Annotated in this window: 18 protein-coding genes; 14 read left to right on the top strand and 4 right to left on the bottom strand. The window is 71.0% G+C overall.

The window, feature by feature from the left end:
- Nucleotides 1-10: 10 nt before the first annotated feature.
- Entirely contained in the window at nucleotides 11-802 is a 792-nt protein-coding gene (locus ABH927_RS09550; RefSeq protein WP_370019977.1) for a carbon-nitrogen hydrolase family protein, read from the bottom strand.
- The gene (locus tag ABH927_RS09545; protein WP_370020229.1) at nucleotides 744-1,190 is read right to left on the bottom strand and encodes a DUF418 domain-containing protein; all 447 of its coding nucleotides are present in this window, start codon (nucleotides 1,188-1,190) and stop codon (nucleotides 744-746) included. Before ABH927_RS09545 ends, ABH927_RS09550 begins: the two co-directional genes overlap by 59 nt.
- Before the next feature lie 331 nt (nucleotides 1,191-1,521).
- Here ABH927_RS09545 and ABH927_RS09540 point away from each other — a divergent pair, with 331 nt between their 5' ends.
- The 4 genes from ABH927_RS09540 to ABH927_RS09525 all read left to right on the top strand — a co-directional run bounded on the left by ABH927_RS09540 (nucleotide 1,522) and on the right by ABH927_RS09525 (nucleotide 3,696).
- Nucleotides 1,522-1,617 (top strand): pentapeptide repeat-containing protein, encoded by a 96-nt coding sequence (locus ABH927_RS09540; RefSeq protein WP_370019976.1) that lies wholly within the window; start codon nucleotides 1,522-1,524, stop codon nucleotides 1,615-1,617.
- A gap of 244 nt (nucleotides 1,618-1,861) precedes the next feature.
- Complete coding sequence (locus ABH927_RS09535) at nucleotides 1,862-3,046, top strand: pyridoxal phosphate-dependent aminotransferase (RefSeq protein WP_370019974.1); 1,185 nt, start codon at nucleotides 1,862-1,864, stop codon at nucleotides 3,044-3,046.
- Between the two features lie 78 nt (nucleotides 3,047-3,124).
- The gene (locus ABH927_RS09530) at nucleotides 3,125-3,322 is read left to right on the top strand and encodes a FitA-like ribbon-helix-helix domain-containing protein (RefSeq protein ID WP_370019972.1); all 198 of its coding nucleotides are present in this window, start codon (nucleotides 3,125-3,127) and stop codon (nucleotides 3,320-3,322) included.
- Entirely contained in the window at nucleotides 3,319-3,696 is a 378-nt protein-coding gene (locus ABH927_RS09525) for a type II toxin-antitoxin system death-on-curing family toxin (RefSeq protein WP_370019970.1), read from the top strand. Before ABH927_RS09530 ends, ABH927_RS09525 begins: the two co-directional genes overlap by 4 nt.
- A 37-nt stretch (nucleotides 3,697-3,733) precedes the next feature.
- Here the strand turns inward: ABH927_RS09525 and ABH927_RS09520 are convergent, their stop codons facing one another.
- Nucleotides 3,734-4,072 (bottom strand): hypothetical protein, encoded by a 339-nt coding sequence (locus ABH927_RS09520; RefSeq protein ID WP_370019968.1) that lies wholly within the window; start codon nucleotides 4,070-4,072, stop codon nucleotides 3,734-3,736.
- Nucleotides 4,073-4,206: 134 nt separating this feature from the next.
- Here ABH927_RS09520 and ABH927_RS09515 point away from each other — a divergent pair, with 134 nt between their 5' ends.
- The 9 genes from ABH927_RS09515 (at nucleotide 4,207) to ABH927_RS09475 (ending at nucleotide 11,655) form a co-directional block, all read left to right on the top strand.
- On the top strand, nucleotides 4,207-5,148 hold the full coding sequence (locus tag ABH927_RS09515) for a carbamate kinase (protein ID WP_370019966.1): 942 nt from the start codon (nucleotides 4,207-4,209) through the stop codon (nucleotides 5,146-5,148).
- On the top strand, nucleotides 5,149-6,264 hold the full coding sequence (locus tag ABH927_RS09510; protein WP_370019964.1) for a ring-opening amidohydrolase: 1,116 nt from the start codon (nucleotides 5,149-5,151) through the stop codon (nucleotides 6,262-6,264).
- A 42-nt stretch (nucleotides 6,265-6,306) separates the two neighbouring features.
- Nucleotides 6,307-6,864: an SseB family protein gene (locus ABH927_RS09505; RefSeq protein WP_370019962.1), complete on the top strand. Its 558-nt coding sequence runs from the start codon at nucleotides 6,307-6,309 to the stop codon at nucleotides 6,862-6,864.
- 72 nt (nucleotides 6,865-6,936) lie between these two features.
- Nucleotides 6,937-7,620, top strand: a complete 684-nt coding sequence (locus tag ABH927_RS09500) for an A24 family peptidase (protein ID WP_370019961.1) — start codon at nucleotides 6,937-6,939, stop codon at nucleotides 7,618-7,620.
- A 20-nt stretch (nucleotides 7,621-7,640) separates the two neighbouring features.
- On the top strand, nucleotides 7,641-8,819 hold the full coding sequence (aroC, locus tag ABH927_RS09495) for a chorismate synthase (RefSeq protein WP_370019960.1): 1,179 nt from the start codon (nucleotides 7,641-7,643) through the stop codon (nucleotides 8,817-8,819).
- A gap of 2 nt (nucleotides 8,820-8,821) precedes the next feature.
- A complete protein-coding gene (locus ABH927_RS09490) occupies nucleotides 8,822-9,343 on the top strand; it encodes a shikimate kinase (RefSeq protein ID WP_370019958.1) in 522 nt (173 codons plus the stop codon).
- Nucleotides 9,340-10,416 carry a 3-dehydroquinate synthase gene (gene aroB / locus ABH927_RS09485; RefSeq protein WP_370019957.1) on the top strand — a complete coding sequence of 359 codons (1,077 nt, stop codon included), beginning with the start codon at nucleotides 9,340-9,342 and terminating at the stop codon, nucleotides 10,414-10,416. Before ABH927_RS09490 ends, aroB begins: the two co-directional genes overlap by 4 nt.
- Entirely contained in the window at nucleotides 10,413-10,847 is a 435-nt protein-coding gene (gene aroQ / locus ABH927_RS09480; RefSeq protein ID WP_370019956.1) for a type II 3-dehydroquinate dehydratase, read from the top strand. The genes aroB and aroQ overlap by 4 nt, the downstream gene beginning before the upstream one ends.
- 28 nt (nucleotides 10,848-10,875) lie before the next feature.
- On the top strand, nucleotides 10,876-11,655 hold the full coding sequence (locus ABH927_RS09475) for an SGNH/GDSL hydrolase family protein (protein WP_370019955.1): 780 nt from the start codon (nucleotides 10,876-10,878) through the stop codon (nucleotides 11,653-11,655).
- 7 nt (nucleotides 11,656-11,662) lie between these two features.
- Here ABH927_RS09475 and ABH927_RS09470 read toward each other — a convergent pair whose 3' ends face one another.
- Nucleotides 11,663-13,636 (bottom strand): ATP-dependent DNA helicase, encoded by a 1,974-nt coding sequence (locus ABH927_RS09470; protein ID WP_370019953.1) that lies wholly within the window; start codon nucleotides 13,634-13,636, stop codon nucleotides 11,663-11,665.
- Between the two features lie 222 nt (nucleotides 13,637-13,858).
- Here ABH927_RS09470 and ABH927_RS09465 point away from each other — a divergent pair, with 222 nt between their 5' ends.
- Entirely contained in the window at nucleotides 13,859-15,043 is a 1,185-nt protein-coding gene (locus ABH927_RS09465) for a hypothetical protein (RefSeq protein ID WP_370019952.1), read from the top strand.
- Nucleotides 15,044-15,090: the final 47 nt, after the last annotated feature.

The following is a 15,090-nucleotide window of genomic DNA, read 5'->3' as shown; positions in this document are numbered from 1 at the left end:
GGGGCCAAGTTTACGATCTGGTGACTCCAAGCCGTCGATGTTCCAGTGACGGAAGGGTCGTCCGCACGATTTCCGTGAGGCTGGAGTCGATCTCTCCGACCTGTACGGCAGGCCCGGGGCCGAGATCGTGCCGGACGACGCCCATGGGGTCGATGAGCATGCTGCGGCCCACGCCGAAACCGTCCTGGACGGCCGGGTTGGGCGCCTGGCCGACCGCGATCGTCCAGGTCGTGTTCTCGATCGCCCTGGCCTTGACCAGCGTCGCCCAGTGCTCCTCCTTCATCGGGCCGGAGCCCCAGGCCGCGATGACGGCGAACACGTCGGCCCCCTCGTCCACCAGCGCGCGCGCCAACTCGGGGAAGCGGACGTCGTAGCAGGTGATCAGCCCGACCCGGAGCCCGGCGAGCCGTACGACCGCCGGAGCGTCGCCGGGGGCGACGAGCTCGGACTCGCGGGCGCCGAACGAGTCGAACAGGTGGATCTTCCGATAGGCCGCGACCAGCTCGCCCGCCTCGTCGATGGCGACGGCCGTGTTGTGGACCCGGCCGCCCTCGGCGGGCTCGAAGACGCCCGCGATCACCGCGGTGCCGTGCTCCCGCGCCGCCTGCGCCAGCCCCGTCACGAACGGCCCGTCGAGGGGTTCGGCCGTCTCGATGACACCTCTGCCGAAGCGGGTGAGCGTGGCCTCCGGGAACACGGCGAGCCGCGCGCCCTCCGCACGCGCGAGGGCGTCACGAACGCTCTCAAGGTTCGTCTTCGGATCGTGGGCGACGGGGATCTGGCAGAGGGCTACGCGTGTCACGGGTCCCAGTCTGCCGGTTGCGGACCGGTTCCCACCAGGTGAGGCTCCGCCAGACCCATTCAAGGGGCCCGTAGCGGTAGCGGGCCAGCCACCACCGGCTGAACGCCGCCTGGGCCGCGAGCGCGACGGCGCTGAGGCCCACGATGGCGGCTCCCGTGTCGTCGGCGGCGAGCAGTGGCGTCGCCGCCAGGATGACCGCCGTGCTGGTCAGGTAGTTGGTCAACGCCATCCGGCCGAGCGCCTCGAAGATCGCGGTCTTCCGGGTGAACAACAGGAAGCCGGTGCCGTACGCGGCGGCGCCGCAGAGGGCGGCCGCCTGGTAGACCCCGCCGCTCGGCGGAGAGTGATTCCACCACCACGTCAGCACGATCGTCAGCGCCGCGCTCACCCCGAACGTGACCGGTCCGGCGAGTCGGTCCGCCCTGCCGTACCGGACCGTGGCCAGGCCGAGCAGGAACAGCGCGGCGATCAGCACGTACGGCTTGCCGGTGAGCAGGGCGGCGACCGTGGTCCCCGTCCCGAGGAGCAGCACCAGCGGCGCGGGAAGGAAGCTCGCCGGGAGGAGGACGGTCGCGCCCAGCAGGGCGTACGGCAGGAGCACGTCGCCGGGATAGAACGACCAGTGGGCGACGCCGAGCAGCGCGAGCACGGCGAGCCGCCTGAGCAGCACCAGCCGCGGACGCGCCGTCCGGGCCCGCGCCGACCGCGCGGCCGCCGATTTGAGGAACGCCGATTTGAGGAACGCCGATTTGAGGAACGCCGATCTGAGGAACAGCGCGAAGCCCATGCCGAAGAGGAACGAGAAGATCGGATAGAAGCGGCTCTGGAAGAGGTTCGTCATCACCCAGTCGATCTGGGTGGACTTCCGCTGCGCGAGCGTGTGCTGCCAGGTGTTGACCAGCATGATCCCGCAGATGGCCAGCCCGCGCAGGGCGTCGAGCGCCCGGATGCGGCCGACCGCGGGAGAGCCGTCCATGACGGCTATTCCATCAGGGCCCGTGCCGATCACCAAACCTCCACGCGCGGGCCCTGTCATACGGGCCGGATATGGTGGCCGCTGTGAGTGAGCCGCTGGTGGAACGGATGCGCGAGTTCGGCACGACCGTCTTCGCGACGATGACGAAGCTCGCCGTGGAGACCGGTTCGATCAACCTCGGCCAGGGCTTCCCGGACACCGACGGGCCGGAGCGGATGCTGGAGCGCGCCGTCGAGGCCATCCGGAGCGGGGCGAACCAGTACCCGCCGGGACCGGGCGTCCCCGAGCTCCGCCAGGCGGTGTCCGAGCACCGCAAGGAGTGGTACGGCCTGGCCTACGACGCCGACGGCGAGGTGCTCGTCACGGTCGGTGCCACCGAGGCCATCACGGCGACCGTCCTCGCCCTCTGCGAGCCGGGCGACGAGGTGATCGTCTTCGAGCCTTACTACGACTCCTACTCGGCCGCCATCGCGCTGGCCGGAGCCGTGCGGAAGCCGGTCACCCTGCGCGTCGACGACGGCCGGTTCACGTTCGACCCGGCCGAGCTGGCCGCCGCGGTCGGCCCCCGGAGCAGGGCGATCCTGGTGAACTCCCCGCACAACCCCACGGGGACCGTCTTCACCCGCGCGGAGCTGGAGGCCATCGCCGCGCTCTGCCGGGAGCGCGACCTCATCGCGATCACCGACGAGGTCTACGAGCATCTGACCTTCGACGACGTGGAGCACATCCCGCTCGCCACGCTGCCCGGCATGCGCGAGCGCACCGTGATGATCTCCTCGGCGGGCAAGACGCTCAGCGTGACCGGCTGGAAGACCGGCTGGATCTGCGCGCCGCCGTCGCTGGTGCGGGCCGTGCAGACGGTCAAGCAGTTCCTCACGTTCACCTCCGGCGCCCCCTGGCAGCTCGCCGTGGCGTACGGCCTGCGCGAGGAGATGGGCTGGGTGGCCGCGCAGCGGGCGGCACTGGAGGCCAAGCGCGACCGGCTCATGGCCGGTCTCGAGGCGGCCGGTTTCGACGTCCTCCGTCCTGCGGGCACCTACTTCGTCCAGACCGACATCCGGCCACTGGGCTTCTCGGACGGCCTCGACCTGTGCCTCCGGCTGCCCGAGCTCGCGGGCGTCGTCGCCATCCCGACGCAGGTCTTCTACGACCATCCCGCCCGTGGCAGCCATTTCGTCCGGTTCGCATTCTGCAAGAAGGACGACGTCATCGACGACGCCGTCACCCGACTCCACCGCCTGTCCGGCCTCGGCGGAAAAATCACCTGACGACTTACGGTGACTGACCTTGTACTTCTCGTCACTGGTATCACTCTGATACTAGTCGCGTAGTATGGAGGTATGGCCATGACGCTTCGCTTGAGTGACGAGCAGACTGAGGCCCTTCGCCGGCGCGCCGAGGAGGAAGGCCGTAGCATGCAGCAGGTCGTCCTCGCTGCCGTGGAGGAGTACCTTGCCCGGCACAGTGCCGACAAGGAGGTCCACCGGCTGGGAGTGGACGCGGTTCGCCGGTGGAAGCCCGTTCTCGACCGTCTCGCCCAGTGATCCGCTACCTGACGGTCGAGCAGGTTCTTGATCTGGCCGAGCTGGCCATCGAGGGAACCCCGCAGCTACGTGATTTGGGACTGCTCGACTCGGCCGTGCATCGTCCCCAGGCGCGGATGTTCGGCCATGAGGCGTACCCGGATCTCATCACTAAGGGCGCTGCGCTGCTGCACTCGCTGGCGGTCAACCACCCATTCCTCGACGGCAACAAGCGGGTGGCCTGGGTGTCCACCGTGGTGTTCCTCGCTTACAACGGCGTGGAGATGGACACGGACGATGACTCGGCCTATGACCTGGTGATCGCCGTCGCGTCGGGCAAGCTCGACGACGTGGGTGAGATCGCAGAGGTCCTGGCGACATTCGTGCGCGCCTGAGCCTCCTATCAGGCTGATCAGCCTGGTTCTGGTGGCGTCAGTCGCGGCGGTGGTGGAGGGCGCGGCTCAGCACGTAGGCCAGGTTGACGAACGCGACGACGCCGAAGACGAGGATGAGGCCGACAGTGCCGCCGCCCTGGGTGATTGTGACAGCCGACAGGGGGACGGACAGCGCCAGCGAGCCGAGCCCGAGGGCCATCTGCGCCCAGTCGAGCGGCGGACGCCTGTTCCTCTGTACGGCCAGCCGCGAGTCGATCACGGCGTTGACCCGGTCGACGAGGGACTCGGCGAGCTCAAGCTCGTACTGGGGGCCGAGTTCGCGGTGGGCTGCGAAGGCCGCGCCGACTTCGTTGGGTTCCAGCTTCTCGGGGGGCACGTCCCCGATTCTGCCGCCAATCGGCCCGGTATGGACACATCCGCCGAACCGAGGGGAAGGCTTGCCGAAGTATGGGTGGCTGATAGGCGACATTCGCCAATGAAGGGCCGGGACCCTGTGGATAGTTTCGCGATGTGGGCGGACGCGTACTGATCGCATTGGGCGGCAACGCCATGACGGCTCCGGACGGGAGCGCGTCGCCGGCCGACCAGCGGCGTGCCATCGGGCGGGCCATGACCCATGTCGCGAGCCTCATCAGGGCCGGGCACGAGGTGATGCTCACCCACGGCAACGGCCCGCAGGTCGGGAACATTCTTCTGAAGAACCAGCTGGCCGCCCATGTGCTGGCGCCCGTCCCGCTGGACTGGTGCGTCGCCCAGACGCAGGGCACGCTCGGCACCCTCATCATGAACGCCCTGGAGCGGGCGCTGGCGCCCGAGCCCGTGCGGGTCGCCACCGTCGTGACGCGGACGCTCGTCGATCCGGACGATCCCGCGTTCCGCGAGCCGGTGAAGCCCATCGGGCAGTACTTCGGGGAGGACGAGGCCCGCCGGTTCGAGCGCCACGGCCAGACCTGGCGTCGGTTCGAGCGCGGCTGGCGCCGGGTGGTCGCCTCCCCGTGGCCGGTCGAGATTCTCGACGCGCCCGCCGCGATCGCCCTCATGGAGGCCGGGTACACCGTGGTCGCCGCCGGAGGCGGGGGAGTGCCCGTCGTCCGGGCGGAGGACGGCACGCTGAGCGGGGTCGAGGCCGTCATCGACAAGGACCTGGCGGCAGCCGCGCTCGCGAGAGCCGTACAGGCGACCGAGCTGGTGATCGCGACCGACGTGCCGCACGCGCTCGTCGGGTACGGCACGGCCGCCGCCCGGCCGATCGAGGAGATCACCGTGGCCGAGCTGCGGGTGCTGCAGGCGGCGGGCCACTTCGCGAGCGGCAGCATGGGCCCCAAGGTCGAGGCGGCGCTGCGCTTCGCCGAAGACGGCGGAAACAGAGCCGTGATCACCTCGCTGGAGCACATCGGCGAGGCGCTATCAGGAAATATCGGTACAAGGGTGTCCAGAGGGGTGGAGAGATAGATGCCGTATCCGATCGAGGTGCGGAAGGTCGCCATCGAGAGCGTCACGGACGCGTCCGGGCTCGCGCGGCTGATCGACGACGGAGTGATCGAGGCCGACCGCGTGCTCGCGGTGATCGGCAAGACCGAGGGCAACGGCGGCGTGAACGACTACACGCGGATCCTCGCCGACCGGGCGTTCCGCGAGGTCCTTGTGGCCAAGGGCACCCGGACGGAGGAGGAGGTCAAGCAGGTGCCCCTCGTCTGGTCCGGCGGCACCGACGGCGTGCTGAGCCCGCACGCCACGATCTTCGCCACCCTCGACCCGGCGAAGGCCGTACAGACCGACGAGCCGCGGGTGAGCGTCGGCGTGGCGATGAGCGAGGTGATCCTCCCCGAGGACATCGGGCGACCGGCGATGGTGGAGAAGGTCGCCGCCGGGGTGCTGGAGGCCATGAAGATCGCCGGCATCGACGACCCGGCCGACGTCCACTACGTGCAGACCAAGACGCCGCTGCTCACGCTGTCCACGATCACCGACGCCAAGGAGCGCGGCCAGACCGTCGTCACCGAGGACACGCTCAAGTCGATGGACATCTCCAACTCCACGACCGCCCTGGGAGTCGCCGTGGCGCTCGGGGAGATCGAGATGCCGTCGGCCGAGCAGATCCACAAGGACCTGTCGCTCTACTCGTCGGTGGCCTCGTGTTCGAGTGGCGTCGAGCTCGACCGGGCCCAGATCGTGGTGGTCGGCAACGTCCGGGGGATCGGCGGCCGCTACCGGGCCGGCCACTCGATCATGAAGGACGCCCTGGACGCCGACGGCATCTGGGAGGCGATCCGCGACGCGGGCATCGAGCTGCCCGAGCGCCCCCATCCGAGCGACCTCGGCGACCGGCTGGTCAACGTGTTCATGAAGTGCGAGGCCGACCCCTCGGGGCGGGTCCGCGGGCGCCGCAACATCATGCTCGACGACTCCGACGTCCACTGGCACCGGCAGATCAAGGCCACCGTGGGCGGCGTCGCGGCCGGCGTGACCGGCGACCCGGCGGTGTTCGTGTCGGTGGCGGCCGTTCACCAGGGCCCCTCCGGCGGCGGCCCCGTCATCGCTATCGCCGACCTCTCCCCCCGTGCATGATCACGCGGGATTGGGGTGGGGCACCGGGTAGGCTCGTGGAACGTGCCCGCGATTCCACAGCCTCTGCGCCCTGATGACGACGGCGGCGTCGACACCGCCGTGGGGTCGGCCCTGTCGGCCTTCCACGCCGGTACGGCCACCGCCGCCGACGTGCTGACGGCCCTCGGCCAGGCCAGGCTCCTGGTGCCCGTGGTCGCGCTCCTCACCGAGTCCGAGGTGGGCGAGCACGGGCTCAAGCAGGAGAAGGAGAGCGAGATGGCGCTCCCCAAGCTCGTCGGCAAGGACGGGCGGGAGGCCGTTCTCGCCTTCACCGGCGTGGAGCCGATGCGGATGTGGCGCCCCGACGCCCGGCCCGTCCAGGCCACGGGCCCCCAGGTCTGCCAGGCGGCCAAGCACGAGCGGGCCGCGGCCGTGGTGATCGACGTGGCCGGGCCGATCCCGTTCGTGATCGAGGGGGGCATGCTGCAGGCCCTCGCGACGGTCGAGGAGGCCAAGCGCGACGCCTCGGCCCTCGACCGGCTGGCGGAAGCCGTACCGGACCTGACGGTGGCGCGCCTGCGGGAGCGCCCCCGGCGCTGGTGGGACAGGCGGCGTCGCTGACCCCTGCGGCGACGGTTCGCTAACACCACCGCGATGGTCAGGTGAGGGCGCCACCGCCGCTAGGGTCTGCGCGTGGCCCTCCTCCTAGCCGTGATCCTCGGTTTGATCGCGGGATCGTACGTCCGTGAGCTCGCGGGTGGTTTCGGAATCGACCCGGAAGACACCCGTAAGGAGGCCAGAGAGGCGTACGCGCACGCGATCCGGATCGTGCCCGTGCCCCGCCCGCCGTACCTGATAGAAGCCGCCACCGCCATCGCCGCCGGGCTCGTGACCTGGGGGCTGCACAGCCACTGGTCTCAGAGCGACGGGCCGCACAACGGCTGGCTGCTGGCGGCCTGGCTCTACGCGGCGGTCGCGGGCGTGACGCTCGCGGTGATCGACTGGCGGACCTGGCGGCTCCCCGACGCGATCGTCGTGCCGTCGTACCCGATCGTCCTGGCCCTCCTCGCGCCCTCGGGGCATCTCCTGGGCGCGGTGACGGCCGGGTGCGCCATCGGGGGCGTGTACGCGCTGCTGTGGTTCGGGCGTCCGGCGGCGCTCGGCTTCGGCGACGTCAAGCTCGCCGGGCTCATCGGCCTGCTCACGGGCGCGCTGGGAGTCGAGGCCGCGCTGGTCGCCGGGCTCGGCGGCCACTTCCTCGGCGCTCTGTACGCCGTCGGCCTCTTGATCACCAAGCGGGCGACCCGGAAGAGCGAGTTCCCGTTCGGGCCGTTCATGCTCGTGGCGGCCCTCGTGGCGGTGCTCGTGCACGCCTGACACATGGAAGACTTGTCACCATGTTGCGTTGGTTGACCGCCGGGGAGTCCCATGGCCCCGAGCTCCTCGCGATCCTGGAAGGCCTGCCCGCGGGCGTGGAGGTGACCACCGCCCAGCTCGACGAGGCCCTGCGCCGCCGTCGCCTCGGTTACGGCCGCGGCGCGCGGATGAAGTTCGAGCAGGACGTGGTGACGATCTCCGGTGGCGTACGGCACGGCCGCACCCTCGGCTCGCCCGTCGCCATCCGCATCGGCAACACCGAATGGCCCAAGTGGGAGACGGTGATGGCCGCCGACCCGGTGGACCCCGCCATCCTGGAGGGGCAGGCCCGCAACGCCCCCAGGTCGCGGCCCCGGCCCGGCCACGCGGATCTGGCCGGCATGCAGAAGTACGGCTTCGACGACGCGCGGCCGGTGCTCGACCGGGCCAGCGCCCGGGAGACCGCCGCCCGCGTGGCGCTCGGCCAGGTCGCCCGGAGCTTCCTCAAGCAGGCCCTCGGCGTCGACATCGTGAGCCATGTCGTCTCCATCGGCGAGGCCACGGCCCCGAGTGACGTGCTCCCCGGCCCCGGCGGCATGGCGGCGGTGGACGCCGACCCGGTGCGCTGCGTGGACCCGGCGGCGAGCGCGGCCATGGTCGCCGAGATCGACAAGGCCCACAAGGACGGCGACACGCTCGGCGGGGTCGTCGAGGTCGTCGCGTACGGCCTGCCGCCCGGCCTCGGCAGCTACACCCATTGGGACCGGCGGCTGGATTCCCGCCTCGCCGGCGCGCTGATGGGCATCCAGGCCATCAAGGGCGTGGCGGTCGGCGACGGGTTCGAGACGGCCCGCCGCCCCGGCTCCCGGGCTCACGACGAGATCGAGAACACGCCCGAGGGCGTCCGCAGGATCACCAACCGGGCCGGCGGCGTCGAGGGAGGCATGACCAACGGCGAGCCGCTGCGGGTCAGCGCGGCGATGAAGCCGATCTCCACCGTGCCCCGCGCGCTCGCCACCGTCGACGTCCTGACGGGGGAGGCCGCCAAGGCCCACCACGAGCGTTCGGACGTCTGCGCGGTGCCGGCCGCCGCGATCGTCGCCGAGGCGATGGTCGCGCTGGTGCTGGCCGACGCGGTGATCGAGAAGTTCGGCGGTGACTCCGTCGAGGAGGTCGCGCGCAACCTGTCCGGTTACCTCTCCTCCCTGGTGATCAAGTGATCGTGAACTCGGCATCTCAGGGGTCTGAACGGCCCGCCGCGGTCCTCATCGGCCCGCCGGGCTCCGGCAAGTCGACGATCGGCCATCTGCTCGCCGAGCGGCTCGGCGTGTCCTTCCGCGACACCGACGCCGACGTCGAGGCCGTCGCCGGAAAGCCCGTGAGCGACGTGTTCGTCGAGGACGGGGAGGCCAGGTTCCGCGAGCTGGAGGCGGAAGCCGTACGGGCCGCGCTGGAGAGCCACGGCGGCGTGCTGTCGCTGGGCGGCGGCGCGATCCTGTACGAGCCCACTCAGGAGCTGCTCGCCGGCCACCGGGTCGTCTACCTGCAGGTCGGGCTCGACCAGGCGGTCAGGCGGGTCGGGCTCGCCTCCGCGAGGCCGCTGCTCGTGCTCAACCCGCGCAGCCAGCTCAGGAAGCTGATGGAGGAGCGCCGCCCGGTGTACGAGCGGCTGGCCGTGATCACGGTCAGCACCGACGACCGGGAGCCCGCCGACATCGTGGACCAGATCGCGGTGGAGCTATGACGGCGACGCGCATCACCGTGCGGGGCGACAGCCCCTATGACGTCGTGGTCGGCACCGGCGTGCTGGGCGAGCTGCCGGGCCTGCTGAGCGCCGGGGTGCGGACCGTGGCCGTGATCCACCCGGCGAGCCTGCCCGAGATCGCCCGGCCGGTGTGCGGGGTGCTGGAGACGGCGGGCTACGAGGTGATCTCCCTGCCCGTGCCCGACGGCGAGGAGGCCAAGACGGTCCACGTCGCGGCCGAGTTGTGGTCGGCGCTCGGGCGGTACGGCGTGACCAGGTCGGACGCGGTCGTCGGCGTCGGCGGGGGAGCCACCACTGACCTGGCCGGGTTCGTGGCCGCGACCTGGCTGCGCGGCGTCCAGGTGGTGCAGGTCCCGACGACGCTGCTGGCCATGGTCGACGCGGCCGTCGGCGGCAAGACCGGCATCAACACCCCCGAGGGCAAGAACCTCGTCGGCTCGTTCCACCCGCCGAAGGGCGTCCTGTGCGACCTCGCCACGCTGGTGAGCGTGCCCCGCGAGGACTACGTCGCCGGGCTCGCGGAGATCATCAAGGGCGGTTTCATCGCCGACCCGACGATCCTCATGCTGATCGAGGACGACCCGGCCGCAGCCTGCACGCCGGAGGGTGAGCACACCCGCGAGCTGATCGAGCGGAAGATCCGCGTCAAGGCCGACGTCGTGGGGGCCGACCTGCGCGAGAGCGGCCTGCGGGAGATCCTCAACTACGGCCACACGCTGGCCCACGCGATCGAGCGGGTGGAGGACTACCGCATCAGGCACGGCGAGGCCGTGGCGATCGGCCTGGTCTACGCCGCCGAGCTGTCCCGCCTCGACGGCCGGATCGGCCGGGACATCGTCGACCGGACGCGCTCCATCCTGACGTCGGTCGGCCTGCCCACGGCGTACCGCCGGGAGGCGTGGCCCGCGCTCCGTGACCACATGCGGGTCGACAAGAAGAGCCGGGGCGCCACGCTGCGCTTCGTGGTGCTGGACGACATCGCCAAAGTGTCCCGCCTCGAGAACCCCGCCGAGGAGCTGCTCGAGGCCGCCTACCAGGAGGTCGGCCGATGAGGCCCGTTCTCGTCCTCAACGGGCCCAACCTCGGGCGGCTCGGCGTCCGGGAGCCCGACGTCTACGGCGCGCAGACGTTCGAGGACCTGGCGGCGCTGTGCCGCGAGACCGGCCGGGAGCTGGGCCTGTCCGTTGAGGTCAGGCAGACCGACGACGAGGCCGAGCTGGTCGGCTGGATCCACGAGGCGGCCGACGCCCGGACGCCCGTCGTGCTCAACCCGGCCGCGTTCACGCACTACTCCTACGCGCTGCGCGACGCCATCGCGCAGCGGACGGCGCCCCTGATCGAGGTGCACATCTCCAACCCGAACGCCCGGGAGGAGTTCCGCCACACCTCGGTCGTGGCGGCCGTCGCGACGGGCACCATAGCCGGGTTCGGCATGCGGTCCTACGAGCTGGCACTGCGGGCCATCGCGGATACTGGTCAGTAATCAGTAAAAGCGGAGCAAGGCAGGGCTCATGGGATACACGTCGTACGTCGCGGTTGGGGACAGTTTCACCGAAGGTCTCAATGATCCGGTCGTGAACGGCCCGGCGGTTGGAGAGGTCCCGCGGTACCGGGGATGGGCCGACCGGGTCGCGGAGCGGCTGGCCCAGTTGGAGCCGGAGTTCCGGTACGCGAATCTGGCGGTGCGCGGCAAGCTGATCGACCAGATCGCCGAGGAGCAGGTGCCCCGCGCGGTCGAGCTGAAGCCCGACCTGATCAGTTTCTGCGCGGGAGGCAACGACCTGCTGCGGCCGGGCAGCGACCCCGACCGGATGGCCAAGAAGCTGGCGGGAGCCGTACGGCAGTTGCGGAGCACCGGAGCGGACGTCGTGCTGTTCACCGGCATGGACCCGCGCGACACCCCGATCATGCGCAGGGTGCGGGGCAAGTTCGCCATCTTCTTCATGCACGTCCGCTCGATCTCCGACCTGTACGGTTGCCACCTCGTGGACATCTGGTCGATGCAGAGCCTGCGGGACTGGCGGGCGTGGAGCGAGGACCGGCTGCACCTCAACGCGGACGGCCACCGCCTCGTCGCGGCGAGGATGCTCGACGTGCTGGCCGTGCCGTCCGACGACGACTGGCGGATGGCGTGGCCGCCCCGTGAGCGGGTGGACCCGAGGATCAAGCGCCGCGAGGACGCGCAATGGCTGCGCGAGCACCTCGGCCCGTGGATCGGCCGCCGCATCCGGGGCCGGTCCTCCGGCGACGGCCTCGATCCCAAGCGCCCGGACCTCACCCGCCTGCCGTGAGGCGCCCTTACGCGTCAGCTGTGAGACGTCGCAGGGCGTCGCGGACCTTGGCGGGGTCGGTGGTGCGCCAGAACGGCGGGAGGGAGCTCACCAGGAACCCGCCGTAGCGAGCCGTCGCGAGCCGGGGGTCGAGGACGGCCACCACGCCCCGGTCGTTCATCGACCGCAGCAGGCGGCCTGCGCCCTGGGCCAGGAGCAGCGCGGCGTGGGTGGCGGCGACGGTCATGAAGCCGTTGCCGCCGGTGGCCGCGACATGCCGCTGCCGCGCCGAGGCCAGTGGGTCGTCGGGACGCGGGAACGGGATCCGATCGATGATCACGAGCGTCAGCGACGGCCCGGGAACGTCGACGCCCTGCCAGAGCGACAGCGTGCCGAACAGGCACGTGGCCGGGTCGGCGGCGAACTGCTTCACGAGCTGTGAGGTGGAGTCGTCGCCCTGGCAGAGCAGGGGCACGTCCAGCCGCTCCCGCAGCGCCTCGGTGGCGGCCTTGGCGGCCCGCATCGAGGAGAACAGGCCCAGCGTGCGCCCGCCCGCCGCCTCGATCAGCTCGATGATCTCGGTCAGATACGCCTCGGGGAGGCCGTCGCGGCCCGGCTGCGGCAGATGCTTGGCCACGTAGAGGATCCCGCTGCGCGGGTGGTCGAACGGCGAGCCGACGTCGAGACCTGTCCATTCCTCGCGGCCGAGCCCCCACTGCCGGGCCAGGCCGTCGAACGAGCCGCCGAGCGCCAGCGTGGCGCTGGTCAGGACGACCGTGCGGTCCCCGAAGAGCTTGTCGCGGAGCATGCCGCCCACCGACAGCGGCGCGACCCGGAGGGTCGGCGGGATGCGCCCGCGCCCCTCCTCCAGCCACACGACCTCCGCCCGGTCGGCTTCGGACGCGGCGCCGAACGCGTCGAGCATGCGCTGGGCCGTGTCGTGCACCTCGTCGAGCATCGTGAACGCGGCCTTCCGCAGGCCGGCGTTCTCGGGATCTTCCTTGTCCTTGTTGCGGGGGCCGAGCGCGGTGACGCACGCGAAGGCGGCGTCCCGCACCAGCGCGAGAGTGAGCCCCAGCGACTGGGGCAGGTCGTCGATCCGGCCGGCCGGGGCCGCGGCGAGCAGGGCCTTCAGGTCCTCGCCGGCCTCCTGCAGCCGGTCGGCCACCCCCTGCTCGATCAGCCTCCCGGCGCGGCGGACGGCGATGCCCACGGTGCTCTCCGACAGCTCGCCGGTGACCACCGAGGTCACCCTGTCGACCAGTTCGTGCGCCTCGTCCACGATGACGACGTCGTGCTCCGGGAGGACCGCGAAGTCCTCCATGGCGTCGATGGCCAGCAGAGCGTGGTTGGTGACCACGACGTCGGCCTCTCCCGCGCGCTCCCGGGCCAGCTCGGCGAAGCACTCGGCGCCGCTCGGGCACCGCTGCGCGCCGAGACACTCCCTGGCGGTCACGGAGAACTGCCGCCACGCCTGCTCGTTGACGCCGGGGACCAGCTCGTCGCGGTCGCCCGTCTCGGTCTCGTTGGCCCACTCCTGGATCCGCTGGACCATCCGGCCGGTGGCGCTCACCTCGCGGGGGTCGAAGAGCTGGTCGTCCTCGTCGTCGGGCATCCCGGCGCCCATCTTGTAGCGGCACAGGTAGTTGCGGCGGCCCTTGAGGATCGCGAACGCCGGCCGGCTTGGCAGCGCGCCTTCCAGCGCGTCGGCGAGCCGGGGCAGGTCGCGGTCCACGAGCTGGCGCTGGAGCGCGATCGTCGCGGTGGAGACCACGATGGCGTTGCCGGTCTCGGCGGCGTGCCTGACCGCGGGCACCAGATAGGCGAGCGACTTGCCCGTGCCGGTGCCGGCCTGGACCGCGAGATGCTCGTCGCTCTCCACGGCCTGCTGCACCGCCTGGGCCATCTTGACCTGGCCCGGGCGCTCACTGCCCCCCAGCTCCGCCACCACGGTGGTGAGCAGTTCTTCGACGGGCGGAAGGTCGGGACGGTCCTTGGGCACGGGAGAACGCTACCCGCTGCCGCCGACATTCGGTGCGTGACCGGATTGACACATCCTGGCGTTCCAGGAGCCGGATTCGATCCCGCATGGCAGACTAGGGCTCACGCGCTCAAGGTCAACGGTGATCTACCGAGTGAGGTCAAGAAGGACGAAACGAACGTTTCGGTAGGGTTCCCGAGGTCGAGTGGACGGATAAGGGCAGGTAAAGGCACTATGTCTGCCATGTCGGAAGTTGTCCCATTGCCATCGTTCGGTGAGGTGTTCTTCGACGCCCGAGGGCAGGACCGGGTTCTCCGGGTCACCTGGCACGAGGGCACTCTGGTGCTGAGCCTGTGGCGGGGCGAGATGTGCACGGCCAGTTTCCGGATGCCGATGGGCGACGTGGAGCGCCTCATCGACACCCTCGACGAGGGCTTCGCCGAGGCGGGCGGCCAGTACGCCGAGGACGACGCGGGAACGGGACCGTTCCCGATGCCGGACACCGGCGAGCCCGGCGTCCGGGATCAGGCGCCCGACTACCAGGACTATCCCGACCAGTCCGACTACCCGGACTATCCGGAATACCCGGACTACCCCGGCACGGGCCAGTATGCCAGGCCCGCCCCGGCGGCGCTGGGGCCCAACGACGTGCTGGTCGCCCGGGGCGCTCCCTCCCGGGACCGGCTGGTCGCCGCCAACCACGAGCCGCCGCCCGCCGAGCCGGTGTACCAGTTCCCCTCGCCGATCCCCGGACGGCCCGCCTACCAGTTCGACCCGGAAGAGCCGGCGTACGCGCAGGAACCGGCCTACCCCCAGCAGCCCGCATACACCGGGGACCCGGCGTATCAGCAGGACCCGCAGTATCTGCAGGACCCGCAGTATCTGCAGGACCCGCAGTATCTGCAGGACCCGCAGTATCTGCGGGAACCGCAGTATCAGCAGGACCTTCAGTATCAGCAGGACCCGGCGCAGGACCTCGGGTACCAGCAGGAGCCGTCGTACCAGCGCGAGCCGGCCTACCAGCAGCAACCGGCCTACCAGCAGCAACCGGCGTACGGGCAGGAGCCGGCGTACGCGCAGGAGCGGGCGCGGGCCTACCCTCAGGAGCCGGGCTACCCTCAGGAACCGGCCTATCAGCAGGAGCCGGCCTACTCGAACGACCCCGCCTACGAGCACGACGCCGCCTACTCGAACGACCCTGGGGCGTATCAGCAGGAGCCGGCGTATCCGCCGCAGCCCGGCGTGGTCGACGTCGACCCGAACGACCCTCTCGGCCTCGGTCAGGTCCGGCCGTACGTTCCGGAGCCGATCTACACGACGGGGGAGCGGCTGCGGCCGGATCAGCACTCAGATCATCACTCGGACCAGCCCGCAGATCACCGCACCGGACGCCGGTCGGAACACCGGGAGGACCAGCGCGGCTGGTAGCCATAGGGATGCACGTGGCCGGTCATCAGCGGTCCCAGCCATAAGTA

Origin of the sequence: Planotetraspora sp. GP83 (genome assembly GCF_041262585.1) — a bacterium.
Classification (GTDB): domain Bacteria; phylum Actinomycetota; class Actinomycetes; order Streptosporangiales; family Streptosporangiaceae; genus JAOEGB01.
This window is presented reverse-complemented; position numbering and strand designations above follow the sequence as displayed.